Source organism: Adlercreutzia muris (assembly GCF_041223505.1).
Taxonomy (GTDB): Bacteria; Actinomycetota; Coriobacteriia; order Coriobacteriales; family Eggerthellaceae; genus Adlercreutzia; species Adlercreutzia muris.
The window spans coordinates 123,036-137,625 of sequence record NZ_JBCLQK010000002.1 but is presented as its reverse complement, the minus strand read 5'-3'; the positions used below and the strand labels follow the sequence as shown (position 1 = coordinate 137,625).

At 65.0% G+C, this 14,590-nt stretch carries 12 protein-coding genes; 5 read left to right on the top strand and 7 right to left on the bottom strand.

Annotated elements, in window-relative coordinates:
• Positions 1-62: 62 nt before the first annotated feature.
• Entirely contained in the window at positions 63-677 is a 615-nt protein-coding gene (locus tag AAK988_RS02530) for a TetR/AcrR family transcriptional regulator (RefSeq protein ID WP_369872736.1), read from the bottom strand.
• Positions 678-924: 247 nt separating this feature from the next.
• Between AAK988_RS02530 and AAK988_RS02525 the strand changes: the two genes are divergently transcribed.
• The gene (locus tag AAK988_RS02525; RefSeq protein WP_135970207.1) at positions 925-1,365 is read left to right on the top strand and encodes an IS1096 element passenger TnpR family protein; all 441 of its coding nucleotides are present in this window, start codon (positions 925-927) and stop codon (positions 1,363-1,365) included.
• 83 nt (positions 1,366-1,448) lie between these two features.
• On the opposite strand, the gene AAK988_RS02520 is transcribed toward AAK988_RS02525, so the two are convergent.
• The gene (locus AAK988_RS02520) at positions 1,449-4,196 is read right to left on the bottom strand and encodes a PAS domain-containing hybrid sensor histidine kinase/response regulator (protein WP_369872735.1); all 2,748 of its coding nucleotides are present in this window, start codon (positions 4,194-4,196) and stop codon (positions 1,449-1,451) included.
• 186 nt (positions 4,197-4,382) lie between these two features.
• Here AAK988_RS02520 and AAK988_RS02515 point away from each other — a divergent pair, with 186 nt between their 5' ends.
• Positions 4,383-5,078: a SanA/YdcF family protein gene (locus AAK988_RS02515; RefSeq protein WP_369872734.1), complete on the top strand. Its 696-nt coding sequence runs from the start codon at positions 4,383-4,385 to the stop codon at positions 5,076-5,078.
• 9 nt (positions 5,079-5,087) lie between these two features.
• A complete protein-coding gene (locus tag AAK988_RS02510; RefSeq protein WP_369872732.1) occupies positions 5,088-5,921 on the top strand; it encodes a hypothetical protein in 834 nt (277 codons plus the stop codon).
• 201 nt (positions 5,922-6,122) lie between these two features.
• Here AAK988_RS02510 and leuS read toward each other — a convergent pair whose 3' ends face one another.
• Entirely contained in the window at positions 6,123-8,696 is a 2,574-nt protein-coding gene (gene leuS / locus AAK988_RS02505; RefSeq protein WP_369872731.1) for a leucine--tRNA ligase, read from the bottom strand.
• A 251-nt stretch (positions 8,697-8,947) separates the two neighbouring features.
• Positions 8,948-9,178 (bottom strand): hypothetical protein, encoded by a 231-nt coding sequence (locus AAK988_RS02500; protein ID WP_369872730.1) that lies wholly within the window; start codon positions 9,176-9,178, stop codon positions 8,948-8,950.
• A 447-nt stretch (positions 9,179-9,625) separates the two neighbouring features.
• Here AAK988_RS02500 and yihA point away from each other — a divergent pair, with 447 nt between their 5' ends.
• Positions 9,626-10,210, top strand: coding sequence for a ribosome biogenesis GTP-binding protein YihA/YsxC (gene yihA / locus AAK988_RS02495; RefSeq protein WP_151431551.1), 585 nt, complete (start codon positions 9,626-9,628; stop codon positions 10,208-10,210).
• A 123-nt stretch (positions 10,211-10,333) separates the two neighbouring features.
• Here the strand turns inward: yihA and AAK988_RS02490 are convergent, their stop codons facing one another.
• On the bottom strand, positions 10,334-11,323 hold the full coding sequence (locus AAK988_RS02490; protein ID WP_369872729.1) for a TDT family transporter: 990 nt from the start codon (positions 11,321-11,323) through the stop codon (positions 10,334-10,336).
• Positions 11,324-11,664: 341 nt separating this feature from the next.
• On the opposite strand from AAK988_RS02490, the gene AAK988_RS02485 reads away from it, so the two are divergent.
• Positions 11,665-12,543, top strand: coding sequence for a LysR substrate-binding domain-containing protein (locus tag AAK988_RS02485; RefSeq protein WP_369872727.1), 879 nt, complete (start codon positions 11,665-11,667; stop codon positions 12,541-12,543).
• Between the two features lie 88 nt (positions 12,544-12,631).
• Here the strand turns inward: AAK988_RS02485 and AAK988_RS02480 are convergent, their stop codons facing one another.
• Complete coding sequence (locus AAK988_RS02480) at positions 12,632-13,414, bottom strand: hypothetical protein (RefSeq protein WP_369872726.1); 783 nt, start codon at positions 13,412-13,414, stop codon at positions 12,632-12,634.
• A gap of 176 nt (positions 13,415-13,590) precedes the next feature.
• Positions 13,591-14,589, bottom strand: a complete 999-nt coding sequence (locus AAK988_RS02475; RefSeq protein WP_369880344.1) for a VanW family protein — start codon at positions 14,587-14,589, stop codon at positions 13,591-13,593.
• Between the last annotated feature and the right edge of the window lies 1 nt (position 14,590).

Below are 14,590 nucleotides of genomic sequence, written 5' to 3'. Positions count from 1 at the left end.
AGCATACCGCGAAACCGTCCCGGCGCCCGATGGGTGCCGCCCTGCGGGGCAAATGCGGCTCGCTATGGCGCAACGGCATTGGCGTGGTGCACGAAATCGCGAATGCGCTCGACGAAGCGGCTCCGGGCCTCGGCCAGATCGTCCCCTTCGCCGATGTAATAGAGTGTGGTGGTGAGCACCATGCCCACCAGGGCCACGGCCTCGAAGGCGGCATCAATCTCGGGACGCACCGTACCCTCGCGCTGGCCGCGCTCGAGCTGGGCCTGCAGCAAGGCCAGCAGGCGCTGCTCGTGACCGCGCATGGCCTCGGACCAGGCGCGCCCGGGGCGCCACAGCTCCGCCACGAAGAAGCGGCCGAAAGCGTCGTTCTCGAAGATGACCGAAGCGAACAGCTCCACCATGGCAATGAGGGCGTCGGTGGCCGTGGGCGCTTCGGCGGCAATGGTCTCGAAGGAGGTGATGAGCTCGCCGATGCCCTCCACGAGAATGCTCTCGGCAATATCGGCCTTGCTGGAGAAATGGTAGTAGGCGACGCCCTTGGAGACACCGGCCTCCTCCACAATGCGATCCACCGTGGCCCCCGAGTAACCGTGCGCGGCAATAACGGAAAGGGCCGCGTCCAGAAGTTGGCGGCGCGTCGCATCCGCCTTGCTCGTCCTCGCCTTCTGCCGGGCCACGCCGCTCCTCCCTCGGGTTTGCTCATGAGTACTGCCGAAAATTATACCCTTCGCGCCCGGTCGGAATTCGCGAACGAGAACGATCATCAATTCCCCAATTCCCTGACCTGTTGACTCAACATAAATAGCCGATTATCCCCTGATAGACCCTGAATTTTTCCCTATTTCAACCGTCGGATGCCAAGTTGGGAAAAGAATTGCTACAATGCGCGAAAGCCAACCTCGATCCCATTGAAAGGAACAGGCCATGGCAGCGAAGATCATCAGATTTCCGGTGGATCCGCGCACAAAGGCCCAGGGGACGGGACGGGCCACCGAAGGGGGAGCATCTCTCGATCTCGTCATCGAGCTGGCCGACACCGATCCGGCCCTGTTCCGCTGCGCTACGGTACGCGCCGACGACTCCCTGGCCGACCTCCACGCCCTCATAGCCGACCTCTTCGGCTGGGACGGCGCCCACAACTACTTTTTCAGCCACGGGAGCAACCGCTACGAGGATCCGGCCCTCTTCCGCAGCCGCGATCCGCTCATCAGCCGCTGCCTCAAGCTGTACTCGGCCGCCGACGTGCCCCTCGGCAACGTGCTCGGCGGCACCGAGGCGCCCCTCTTCTACGCCTACAATCTGGGAAACTGCTGGGAATTGCGCATCTCCGTTCGCAAGGACGTCGCCCTCGAGCAGTTCGGCTAGGATGCCGGAGCCGAGCGGAGAGGACGGCTCCGGCCGGAACGCCCGCGCTTCGCCGCTCCAGCCCGACTCCGGACGCGGCGTTCCTAGGCCAGCATCAAATCGAGGGCGGCGAAGAGCTTGTCCATCTCAATGGGCTTGGTCAGGTGGCCGTCCATGCCACAGCGCAAAGCCCGCTGGCGGTCTTCTTCGAAGGCATCGGCGGTCATGGCCAGAATGGGAATGGCCGCCAGGCGCTCGTCCTCGAAACGGCGGATGACCTTGGTGGCCTCATACCCGTTCATAACCGGCATCTGCACATCCATAAGCACTAGCTGGAAGTGGTCGGGACCGGCCTCGCGCAGGGCATCCACGGCCTGCTGGCCATCCACGGCGTATTCCACGATGAAGCCCTCGTCCTCCAGCAGGGTGATGGCGATCTCCCGATTCAGATCGTTGTCGTCCACGAGCAAAATGCGACTGCCGCGCATGCGGTGATCGGAGCCGAGGCTCGTCATCGGAGCCGGGACCGCCACCGCGCCCGCACCCGACCCCAGAGCCAACGTCAGCTCGATGGTGAACAGGGAGCCGACATCCTTCTCGCTTTCCACGGCAATGGTACCGTGCATCATGTCCACGAGGTTCTTTGTGATGGACATGCCCAGGCCCGTGCCCTGGATGCCGCTGATGGTGCTCGTGCGCTCCCGCTCGAAGGGATCGAAGATGTGCTCCACGAACTCGGAGCTCATGCCAATGCCCGTATCCGACACCGTGAAGCGGTAGCGGCCGTAGCCCGCCGGCGCACCGTCCACTTCGGTGACATGCACTTTGATGAAGCCGCCGGCCTTGGTGAACTTCAGGGAATTTCCCAGCAGGTTCAGCAAGATCTGGTTGATGCGCAGCTTGTCGCAGCGCACGTTGGGATGCTCGATGCCCTCCGCGTTCACCGTGAGGTACAACTGGCGGGCGCTCGCCTCGGCCTGGATAATGCTGTACAGATCGTCCAGCAGCACCGTGAGGTTGCAGGGCTGTTCGTCGAGGGCCACCTTGCCGCTCTCGATGCGGCTCATGTCCAAGATGTCGTTGATGAGGCTCAGCAGATGGGTGGAAGAGGACTGGATCTTGTCAAGGTACTCCCGCACCTTTTCCGGCTGGTCGATGCGGCTGCCGGCCAGGGCGGTGAAGCCGACGATGGCGTTCATGGGCGTGCGGATGTCATGGGACATATTTGACAAAAAGGCGCTCTTGGCGGCGCTGGCCTTGTTGGCCCGCTCGAGGGCCTCTTCCAGCAGTGCCCGGCGCTTCATCTCGTCGCGCGTCTGCATATCGACGCTGCGGAAGCCGAGCACGATATTGTGATGCTCGGGCCAGCTGCCCGTGCGCACGGCGGTGACCTGGCAGTACTCCACTGTGTCGCCGCGTCGGGTGCGGTAGTTCACATGAATGCGCTTGTCTTCGGTCAGCTCTTCCCGCAGAGCCGCGGCCGACAGCGACGCCCGCACCATGGCCCGATCCTCCTCGCAGACGATCTGGTCCATGTAGGCGCCCAGGCATTCCTCCAACACGAGCGAGCCGAAGAAGATCTTGTCCAGACCGCGCTCCTCCTCGGCCGCCACGCGCAGGGGAATGCCCTCGCCGCTGTCCAGATCGAAGGAGCAGACGAGCAGGTAGTCCTCGGACAGGGCGTGGATGAGCTCCCGCTGATAGCGGTCCTTCTGCACCTCTTCCAGCTTCTTATCGGTGTAATCCAGCAGGAAGCGCTGGTAGAGCAGCTCCCCGTCGCTTTCCACGAGCTTCACGTTGCCGAGTACGTGCAGGATGTCGCCGTTGTCGTGGCGCACACGGTACTCGGTGCTCACCGAATCGCCCACGGCCTTCAGCGTGGCGATGCTCGCCCGCAGCCGATCGGCATCGTCGGGCAGCACCGAGGGGGCTACCATGTCGAAGCCTTCGCGCCGCAGCTCCTCCTCCGAGTCATAGCCGAGGATGTTCAAGGCCGCCTGGTTGATGCCGATGATGCGACGGCCATCGTGGGAATGGGTGATGACGCCGCATTCCATGGAGGTGAAGATGGTCTCGAGGGTGCGGTTCTTGTCGACGATCTCGTTCTCGTAGGCCCGTTCCTGAGTGACATCGATGGCCACGCCCACGGTGCCCATGACCGAGCCGTCGATATTGTAGAGGGGCGACTTGTAGGTGGTGAGCAGGCGCGTTCCGTCGCCGGTCTGCACCACCTCCTCGGAGACGATGGTGGACTCGGTTTCCATAACCTGGCGCTCCGATTCGATGCACGCCGGGTCATCGGCCTCCACATCCCAAATATAGGCGTGGCCGCGACCCTGCACATCGCCTTTGGCCTTGTTCACCGTGCCGCAGAAGGCATCGTTCACTTTATGGTGAATGCCGTCGGCAGACTTGTACCAGACAAGACAGGGAATGGAATTGATCGTGGCCTCCAGGTACTGGGCCGTCTCCCAGGAATCGGCGTAGCGCTTGCAGCCGCGCTGCCAATGGTTGTAGCGATAGGAGAATTCCGCCGGAGACAGCGGCGCGATCCAAATGTCGGAAATGCGATTGAAGAAGGGCTCCAGCGCCTCCACCTGCTCGTGGCGGGCAATGACCATCATGGTGGCCGCCGGCTTCTTCACCGCGCACAGCTCCTCGGCCCATGCGGCGGCATCGTGCTTTGTCACGTCCACGAACAGCGCATCGGCCCGAGCCGTCAAGGCGGCATCGGGGACGGCGGTGCGCTGGTAGCTATGGGAGAACGGAGGCAGCGGAGCTGTGCTCTCCACAATGTGGGCCGCCTCTTCGCTGAGGCCGACCAGGCAGAAGTTGACCGAGCAATGGTACATGACAGGCGTCCTTCGCAGGGTACCGAACAGTTGAGGGGAACGTTACGGTAAGGCAACGGTTTCCATCACGGTAGTATACCAAGTTAACGCCGACTTTATCTGCGCATTTCCGCGATGACCCCCGAGGCGGCCCAAATTTGCTATAGTGAACGCCTTCCCAACCGTCGTCCGCCCAGGAGGTGCCCCGTGCCCCACGATCGCGCCCACCGCCCGTCGCTTGCCGCCCGCTGCTTGCGGGCGCTTGCCTTCGCAGCCCTGGCCCTGGCGGTAGTCGTCGTGGCGGCGAACGTCATCACCGTGGGCGCCACCCGCGGCAACGTGCACACCGTGGCCCAGACCGCCGAGCTCCTCGAAGGGCGGCCGGCCGATGCCGTAGTGGTGCTGGGGGCCAGCGTGCATCCCGACGGCACCCCGAGCGACATCTTGGCCGATCGCTTGGAAGTGGCCGTGGATCTGTACCGTTCCGGTGCGGCGCGGGCCATCATCGTCAGCGGCGACAACCGCTCCTCCCATTACAACGAATCCGATGCCATGAAGGCCTTCTGCGTCGATCTGGGCGTTCCCAGCGACGATGTGTACGTGGACCACGGAGGGGTGGGAACCTACGAGTCCATGTACCGGGCCCGCTCTGTCTTCGGAGCCGAGCGCATCATCGTGGCCACCCAGGCCTACCACCTCTATCGCGCCATGTTCGCCGCCGACTGCCTGGGCATGGAGGCCTGGGGCGTGGCCTGCGACAAGGGCGCCTACAACGACCAGGCCCGCTACAGCATGCGCGAGGCCCTGGCCCGCACGAAGGACTTTCTGGCCGCCCTGCTGCGACTTCCCGTGGACACAGGCGGCGAGACCGTCTCGCTCGATGCCCCGGGCGACCTCACCTAAGGAGACACGGTGCAGACCATCTCGACTGAACTGGACATGCTTGTCGCCAATCTCGGCGAAGAGGCGGCCCGCGCGATGAAGCGGGCCCGCAACAAAGAGCGCTACCGCGCCGCCGTGGAGCGCACATGGCGGATGCGTCCGGAAGTGGCCCGGCTCATCCTGGCCCACACCAACGGCATCTTCATCGCCAAGGACGAGCGCCCCCGCCGCGGTCCCGACCGCGACCGCGACTGGTGGGTGTTCGGCATCTATCTGGACGATGCCATGGTGCGCACCGAGGTGGATGCCTGGCAATCGGTGCTTCTCCAAACCCTGCGCGACGAGGGCTTCTCCGTGGACGAGTTGCGCTTCCTTCCCGCCAAGTGGGATATGCGCGCCCGCAAGCTCTTCCCCGAGATAGCCGCTGGGCGCGAAGAGCCCACGATAAGCGGGGGGAGCGCCCGCGGCCCCTGGCGCGGCCAGGACGAGTCCCGGGCCCTGGACACGGTGAAGAAGGCGGTGTGCCTCGTGTTCGAGGACACCGAGCAGGCCTGGGCCTTCCTTGAGTCCGTGCGCGGCGCGGCCCTGGACGAGGTGCTCTTGCGCGAGTCCACTGACACCAGATCGCGCCGGGACGGCAAGACCCAGGGGAAGAAGAGCTACTGGCTGCGGCTCTACGTGGACGACGTGGCCGCCACCGAGCACCTCCTCGGTGCCTACGGAGAGGCTATCCGCTCCCGGGCCTACCGCCTCGGCCTGCGCATCCGCAAGATCGTCGTGCGCCAGGCCGGCGCGAACCTCGCCGGCCAACACGCCTTCTACCGCCAGGGCCCTTCCCGCCCCCTCCCTCGCCCCGGCCGTTAGGGCCCGCGCCCGAACGCTCGTTGCATCTTCCCGTTACGGGAGGGGCGCCCCTTGGCGCAGACCTTTGAGCGCCCCGCGAAGAGCGCGATAGGCAAAGGAAGAGCCTCACGCCAGCAACAAGCAAGCTGGCGTGAGGCTCTTGTGCGCGCTCCACCGCTCTTTCTTTCATCGCATTCGCAGCGGGAAAGAGCGCTCAGCGGGCTAAACAGCCACGATGTTCACGAGGCGGCCGGGCACGTACACTTCCTTCTTCACCGCCTTGCCCTCGATGGCATCGGCCACGGCCTCGCGCGCTGCGGCCAGCACATCGGCCTCGGGGGCGTCGGCGGCCACCATGATGCGGGCACGCAGCTTGCCGCAGATCTGCACAGCCAGCTCCACCTCGTCGGCGCGGGCCTGCTCGGGGTCGAACGTGGGCCACGGCTCTCCGTAGAGGAAGCCCTCGCGGCCGAGGGCCTCCCGCCACAGCTCATCGGTGATATGCGGCGCGATGGGGGCCATGAGCTTCACGAGGGTCTCGGCCACATCGGCGTCGAGCGCCCGATGGTCGGGGCAGGCGGCGCGGGTGTCGGGGCTGAAGGCGCGCAGGTACTCGCCGGCGGCGTTGGACAGCTCCATGATGGCGGCGATGGCGGTGTTGAAGTTGTTGCGCTCGATGTCGGCGCTCACCTTCTGCACCACGCGATGGCGCTCGCGCACAAGCTTCTTCGCCGCGGCCACGGCCGCCTCGTCGGACGGCTTCTGCTGGAAGAGCGTCTCATCGCCGGCCTTGCCCGCCAGGTCGTGCACCTGGCGCCACAGGCGGTTCAGGAACTTGTACATGCCCGGCAGGCCGTCGTCGTTCCACAGCTTCTCCTTCTCGGGCGGCCCGAGGAACAGCGTGTAGGTGCGCACCGCGTCGGCGCCGTACTCGGCGATGATGGCCTCGGGAGAGACCACGTTGCCCTTGGACTTGCTCATCACCTCGCCGTGGGCATCGAGCACCATGCCCTGGCACAGCAGGTTCGTGAAGGGCTCGTCGAAGTCGAGCATACCCAGATCGCGCAGAACCTTCGTGAAGAAGCGGCTGTACAGCAGATGCAGGATGGCATGCTCGATGCCGCCGATGTACTGGTCCACGGGCATCCAGCCGTTGGCCTTCGCCGGATCGAAGGGGCCGTGCTCGTTGTGCGGGTCGGTGTAGCGCATGTAGTACCAGCTGGAGCACGTGAAGGTGTCCATGGTGTCGGTCTCGCGCCGGGCAGGCTTCCCGCACACCGGGCAGGTGCACTCGGCAAAGCCCGCGTGGGTGGCGAGCGTCTCGCCAGCGGCCAGGTCAATATCCTCGGGCAGGCGCACGGGCAAATCCTCCTCGGGCACCGGCACCACGCCGCAGGTCTCGCAGTGGATGGCGGGAATGGGGTTACCCCAGTAGCGCTGGCGGGAGATGAGCCAATCGCGCAGGCGGAACTCCACGGTGCGCTTGCCGCGGCCCGCCTCCTCCAGGGCGGCCACGATGGCGGCCTCGCCCTCGGAGTGCTTGCCGCCGGTCATGCCGGTGTAGGGGCCCGACTGCACAAGGGTGCCCTCGGCAGCGTAGGCTTCCGGCCAGTCCACCTCGGTCACCACGCGGTTCTGCTCGTCTTTCAACGACGGATACAGCGGGTCGTCGTCGCCCAGGATGATGGGGACGATGGGCAGGTCGTACTTGCGGGCGAACTCGAAGTCGCGCGTGTCACCGCAGGGCACGGCCATCACGGCGCCGGTGCCGTAGTCGGCCACGATGTAGTCGGCCACCCACACGGGCACCTTTTCGCCGTTGATGGGGTTCACCACATAGCGGCCCGTGAAGGCGCCGTGCTTCTCGTGGTCGCCCTGGGCCCGCTGCACGGCGGTCACCTTCTTGGCGGCCTCCACGAGCTCCATGACGGGCTGCTCGTATTCCGTGCCGGCCACCAGCTGGGGCACCAGCTTGCTCTCGGGGGCCAGCAAGAAGAAGCTGCAGCCGAACAGCGTGTCGGCGCGAGTGGTGAACACGGTGATGATATCGTCTTCCGTCGGCTCGGCCGGAGCGTTCCCTTGCGAATCGCACAGGATGAAGTCCACATTGGCGCCCTCGGAGCGACCGATCCAGTTGGCCTGCTGCTGCTTCACGCGCTCGGGCCAGCCCTCAAGCTGGTCCAGATCGTCCAGCAGCTCCTGGGCGTAATCGGTGATCTTGTAGTACCACTGGGTCAGGTCGCGCTTCTCCACCTCGGAGTCGCACCGCCAGCAGCGCCCCTCGATGACCTGCTCGTTGGCGAGCACCGTCGCACAGCTCGGGCACCAGTTCACCGGGCTGTTGCGGCGCTCCACCAATCCGCGCTCCCAGAACTTCAGGAAGATCCACTGGCCCCAGCGGTAGTACTCGGGATCGCAGGCCACCACCTTGCGGTCCCAGTCGTAGGAAAAGCCCATGCGCGTGAAGCTCTTGCGCTGGGTCTCGATGTTCTGGTAGGTCCAGATAGCCGGGTGGCTGTGGTGCTTCACCGCCGCGTTCTCGGCGGGCAGACCGAAGGCATCCCAGCCCATGGGGTGCAGCACGTCGAAGCCCTGCATCTTCGCGTAGCGGGCCGCCACGTCGCCGTAGGTGTAATTGCTCGCGTGCCCCATGTGCATGTCGCCGGAGGGGTATGGGAACATCTCCAGCACGTACTTCTTCGGCGCGTCGGAGTTCTCCGGCACGCAAAACAGGCCCGCTTCCTCCCAGGCAAGCTGGAGGCGCGGCTCGATCTCATGGGGATTGTAGGCTTTCATGGCTCTCCCTCGAATGCTCGCGGCTTGCTCGGCCGGGCCCGCAGACGCCCGCATCGGCCCGTGCCCCCGCACCGACCGCGCCCGTCGCCCGCCCCCGACCGCGAATTGATTGCCCCATTATAGCCGTGATTTTCCCCAAAGGAAGGCCCGCGCCCGTCTGGAGAGCTTTCCCCGCCTGGAGAGCGGCGTTCTAGCAATGCAAGCGGGGCTTCCGCAAACCCGAACGGAGAAGAGGGCGGAGGCCTTTCCGCCTACCGCCGACGTTGCAGGGAGGCGCCGCAGTTCCAGCAGGCGTCGCGGGCGCCGTCATTGTCGGCAGCGCAGACGGCGCAGGTCTTCACCGGACGGGGGGCATCCACCTCGTCGGTGGGTAGCGGCACCTCGGCCTCGTCGTCGGCCAGACGCGCCATGGCCGCCCGAATCCCCTGCACGCCCGTGATACGGGCCACTTCCAACTTGTCGCTGCGTCCTTTTTCTGCCATTCCGCTGTTCCCATCCTTGCGTGGTTCGTCTTTCGGCTACCATGAATGGAACCATTCTCCGCCTTGTTGGCCGCGAAATGGCTTGAAAATGACGGTTTTGGTACCCGAAGGCTCGATTCTCAACGTAAAGCGTATTACTGACGCAGCATTTTCCCTGCTCGTGTATTATCGCAGCCGATTTCAATCGCTTTTCGGTTCCAAACTCGTCGTTTTCAAGCCAAAATACGAGTCATGAGGCGAAGAGGCCTCGAAAACGGTCGTTTTCAAGCTGACTGTCCGTACGCGGGCGACCGCCGCTGGGCACCCGCGCGAGCGAGCAGCGCCTGACACCCGCGCGAGAGAGCAGTGCTACCCGTCCGTGCGAGCGGCCATTCGCCGTGCACGCCGTGCGGCACCGCACCGCCACGCCCGAACACGCGATACCGTCCCATCCCCGAAGGAGCCCCCATGAACTTCCATACCGCATCGTTCAAGGCCGCCTACGGCACCTCCGCGCAGCTGCCCGCGTCCACCGGCCCCGAGGTGTCCTTCGCAGGGCGCTCAAATGTGGGCAAGTCGTCGCTGCTCAACAAGCTTATGTACCGCAAGGGCCTGGCAAAGGTGTCATCCACCCCCGGCAAGACAGCCACCATCAACTTCTACGACGTGGACGGCCGCGATCTGGTGGATCTGCCCGGCTACGGCTTCGCAAAGGTGTCGAAATCCGAGAAGGGCCGATGGAGCGACCTCATTGAGGGCTACTACAACCAGGACCGCGACTTCGCCCTGGTGGTGTCGCTCATCGACATCCGTCACGATCCCTCGGCGCTCGACCGCAACATGGTGCGCTTTCTGCAGGATGCGGAGTTGCCCTTCGCCATTGTGCTGACCAAGGCCGACAAGCTGTCGAAGCAACAGCAGCAGAAGCAGCGGGCCGCCATCAAGAAGGCCCTCGACCTGCCCCGGGGCGTACCCATGGTGGTCACTTCGTCGGAGAAGGGTGACGGTATCGACGAGCTGCGCACTCTCATCGCCCGCGCCATGGAGCGCTAGCCTACCCCCCCCCTTCCCCGGGCGAAGCGTCCTGGAAAAGGCGAACGCCCCGGCAAGGGCACCGGGGCGTTCAGGAGAGAGAGGAGGGGCCATCAGCATAGGCCGAGGCAGAGGATTGGTTAGTTACTCGACGATCTCGGGCATCAGCACCGCGGGGGCCTCCGCGGCCGGAGCCGTCGCCTTCGCGCCCTTCGGCGTGCCGAAGAAGAACCTCATGTAGTGCACGAAGACGTAGGTGACCATTACGGCCGCGAACACCGTCTCAAGGGCGATGAGCGCTTCCACCATGGGCAGAGCCGGAATGGTCACGCCAGCGGCATAGAGGGCCTGCATGCCCTTGCCGAGGGCCATGGCGGAGATCACGAAGGGGAAGGTCATGGCCGCGTAGCTCGGATAGAACTTCAGGGCGAGGAACTTCGGCAGCTGGGTTGCCACGCCCACGAGCATCACCTGGCCGAGGCCCATGAGCACGCCCACGAACAGCGGGTCGGGATTCGGCGTGACGGCCAGGTAGCCCACGAGCGACAGACCCATCGGAGCCGCGAAGATACAGAACAGCGGGCGGGCGGGCTCGGGAATCTCATGCTTGAGGTAGCGGGCCACCACCGTGGCCAGCAGCACTGCGAAGCAGGCCAGGCCGAACCAGAAGATGCCGCGGCCGAAGGCCTCCATGCCGAAGACGGGCGAGGTAACCGCCGCCACGATGATACCCACATAGCAGATAAAGTAAGTGGGGAACACCTCGGCGAGTTTGAAGCGGCGGATAAAATGGGCCGTGAACCACCCCATCAGGATGAAGTGACCTGCAATGGCCGCGCACCATAGCCCGAAGGCCGGCACGATGGCCACCGGCGCCAGATAGCCGGCCAGCTGCATGAGGGTCATGAAGAATGTGGCCGAAACGCTGGCGAAAATGGAGTTTTGCAAGTCGTCGCGAATCATGGAGGGGAACAGGACCACCTTCGCCACAATCATGGCTACGAGGAACAGAGAGAGGGCACCACAAACGATGTGGGCAACCTCGGCGTAGGGTTGCAGCAGATTACCCAGAGCGGCCAGGCCAAGGGCCACGCCCGCCGTGGGAATCGGTACTTTCTTGATGATGTCGCGCATAGGCATCGCCTTTCATTGGGGCACATTGATCGATGCAGAAGTGTTCGACCACGGATCGCCGGGAAGACCGCAACGGCCCGCAGGAACTCGGTAGAGCCATTATGCACTCCTGGTTACCAAATGAAAACTTATATATATTTATGCTTCCATAAGTTGAATTTATGGCTATAGTCAGGATGCCGATGCTCCATCAGGCGGGCGCCCCGTTGCGGGTCGGCGCCCCACTGGCAGCCCTGCGGGTCGGCGCCCCGCTCGCAGCTGCCCCCACGGACCGGCGCCCGCTCGCAGCCGCCCCTCGTGCCAACGCTCATTCGCCCATGGCACCTGCCGAAAGGATCCCTATGCAAGACTTCCGCGTCAAAACCTTCCTCACTGTGTGCCAGACCTTGAACTACACGCGGGCGGCCGAGGAGCTGGCCCTCACCCAGCCCGCCGTGTCTCAGCACATCAGTTATCTTGAGCGCGAGTACGGAGCCAAGCTGTTCACCTACCGTCACAAGAAGCTCGAGCTCACCCGCGCCGGACGGGTATTGCGCGATGCCCTGGCCACCATGGCCCATGACGACGCCCTGCTCCATGAGCGCATCGCCGAAGTGGCCCACGGCGCCGCCGTGCCTCTCCGCATCGGCATGACCCTCACGGCCGGAGAATACATGGTGGCCGAGCCCCTCGTCCGATACCTGGCAGCCCACCCGGAGATTCGCGCCTCGGTGCGCTCGGGCGGCACCAAGGCCCTGCTCGACCTGCTGGCCGCCGGTGCCGTCGACTGCGCCTTCGTTGAAGGCCTCTTCGATAAGAGCGCCTTTGCCGGCGACACCTTCCGCACCGAGAACCTCGTGTGCATCTGCGCCGCCCATCATCAGTTCGCCCGTGAGCCCGCCACCTTGGACGACCTGCTCGGCGAGCGCCTCATCCTGCGTGAAGAGGGCTCGGGCAGCCGCTCCGTGCTCACCCATGCCCTGGCAAAGCGCAACTTGAGCCTCGGTGCCTTCGCCGATAGCTGCGTGGTGGAAAGCCTCGACGTCATCAAGATCTTCGTGGCCGGCGACTTGGGCATTTCATTTGTCTACGAGGCGGCCATTCAACGGGAGCTGGCCGCCGGCACCCTGCGCATCGTGCCCCTGACCGGCGAGTCCATCACCCACGACATCTCCTTCGTGCGTCTGCCCCACAGCATCTTCGAGGACGACTTGCGCGCCCTGTTCGAGGGACTCGCATAGAAAAGGCGCACCCCGCAGGGTGCGCCCGGGCGATTCCCTTGACGGGAACTTTTCCTCTCAGCGGCGTTACCGTGCCCCGATGACGATCCTACAGATCGGCAGCCAGGGTCAGCAGCAGCAGTGCGTCGTGGGCGATGGCATCGTCCACAATCTCGCGGGTGAGCACGGTGTCCTTTGCCACGGTGAAGGAGCCGTCCTCGCTGGCCACGTCGTCTACCAGGGTGGCACCCACGAGCAACTCCACGAGCTGGGCATCCTCAGCGGACAGCTCGGGGCCGGCCTCGGCAGCCTCCTCGGCGGCCTCCTCGGCCTCAGCGACTTCCTCGACCGCATCCTCGGCGACCTCTTCGTCGGCCACCTCCTCGATCACCGCCTCCTCGACCTCGGCCTCGGCAACGCCGGCACGCAGCTCGGCAGCCGTCTTGGCGCCATTGTCGACGAAGACGAACTCGGGGGCGAAGAAGACGAAGGTGTCGGCCGCGAACACGGTGCCGTCGTCCAGGGTCACGCTCGTCACGGTGCCATAGACCGGATCGAAGTCGTAGGTGGCCACGGTGCCCAGCTTGTTACCGGTGCGGCTGTAGGCTTCCACGCCCACGAGCTTGAAGCCGTCGGCGATGAGAGCCTGGGCCTCGGGATCGGAGGCGGCCAGGAAGTTCTCGCGGGACTGCACCGTCACGAAGGTATCGCCGATGGCCAGGGCGCGATCGAAGGGAAGCGCGAGGGGGGCGTTGGTGGTGGCGCTCGCCACAATGTAGTGGCTTACGGCAAGGGTGTCGCAATTGACGCGCAGCTCGCGCATCTTGCCGATGACCCGGCGGTCGTCCAGGCCCACAACGTTGCGAACGAGAATGGACTCATTAGTCTCCATCTTCAGCTCTTTCTCGAGGGAGCAGGCCGCGCGGGGCAGCCGTGGCGCTCTTTCTTACAGGTAGGCTTCATTATAGGCGAAACCCGCGTCCGCAACAGCGAGAAGTCGAAGAGGTTCGGCCCGTCCGGAGAAAATCAAGGGCGCCGGAACGCGAAGGGCGAAAAGCCGGGGCGGCCCTATTTATTCGGGTCGACGCTTCCCTCGGAGGTAGTCACGGGCGTCGTCTCGTCAACCTGGTAAATGTCGCTCGACAGCAGGTCGCGCGTGGTGCGCTCGCCATCCTGGTAGTACACGCGGAAGGCCTCGGACACGTAGTACTGGCGCGAGGTGCCGGCGGCATCGTCGCGCTCGTAGCGGCTCACGATCTGGGACGTGGCGTCCACCGTGCGTCCTTCGGGCAGCGGCGCACCCTCGATGGACACGTCCACCGTCTGCCCCACGGCCTTGGCATGGATGATCATGGGCTCGTCGGTGTTGTTCTTCAGACGCAAGTCGAAGGAGCCGTAGACGATGGTGGCATCGAGTCCGATGGGCGCGTAGTCCGAAGGCACCGAGTGGGGATGACGCTCCACGATTTCCATATCGGCCTTCACGGCGGCGATATAGAGGGCCGTGGACACCTGGCACACGCCACCGCCATCGCCCTGGGCCACTTGGCCGTCGCGAATGACAGCCGCCTCCTGGTAGCCGCGCTCAGCCGAGGTATTGCCCACCACGTCGTTGAAGGAGAACGTGCCGCCGGGCTCGATGACCGTGCCGTCGATGGCCTCGGTGGCCAAGCGGATATTCTCGCGGCGACCGGGGTCATCACTCTGGGAAATGGCCTGATAGCTGCCGATGACTTCCTGGCCGGTGTCCTCGGGCTGCTCCGCCTCCTCCCCGGAAGTGCCAGGGTCGGCCGGAGCGGGCTGGTCGGAGAGGGATTCTGGATCGATGAACTGATCGGCCCCGGTCCACAGCACCGGATTGCCAAAGGCCATGCAGGCGGAAAGAGCCACGGCGCACACGGCCACGAAGGGAGCCACGTAGGGCGAGGCGACGGGCATGCGCGGCCGACGGCCGAAGGCGGGGCGTTCCGCCGGCACGCGCGGCTCGACCGGGCGCTCGACCGCAGCGCGACCGGCCGAGGGGCGACCGTCACTTTGGCGGAGCGTGGGGCGAGGGGTGGGGGCCATG

Coding starts and splice junctions, on each gene's coding strand:
- AAK988_RS02480 (WP_369872726.1), bottom strand. CDS start 13,414: ATGGAGACTAATGAGTCCATTCTCGTTCGCAACGTTGTGGGCCTGGAC.
- AAK988_RS02475 (WP_369880344.1), bottom strand. CDS start 14,589: ATGGCCCCCACCCCTCGCCCCACGCTCCGCCAAAGTGACGGTCGCCCC.
- AAK988_RS02485 (WP_369872727.1), top strand. CDS start 11,665: ATGCAAGACTTCCGCGTCAAAACCTTCCTCACTGTGTGCCAGACCTTG.
- yihA (WP_151431551.1), top strand. CDS start 9,626: ATGAACTTCCATACCGCATCGTTCAAGGCCGCCTACGGCACCTCCGCG.
- AAK988_RS02500 (WP_369872730.1), bottom strand. CDS start 9,178: ATGGCAGAAAAAGGACGCAGCGACAAGTTGGAAGTGGCCCGTATCACG.
- AAK988_RS02520 (WP_369872735.1), bottom strand. CDS start 4,196: ATGTACCATTGCTCGGTCAACTTCTGCCTGGTCGGCCTCAGCGAAGAG.
- AAK988_RS02525 (WP_135970207.1), top strand. CDS start 925: ATGGCAGCGAAGATCATCAGATTTCCGGTGGATCCGCGCACAAAGGCC.
- leuS (WP_369872731.1), bottom strand. CDS start 8,696: ATGAAAGCCTACAATCCCCATGAGATCGAGCCGCGCCTCCAGCTTGCC.
- AAK988_RS02490 (WP_369872729.1), bottom strand. CDS start 11,323: ATGCGCGACATCATCAAGAAAGTACCGATTCCCACGGCGGGCGTGGCC.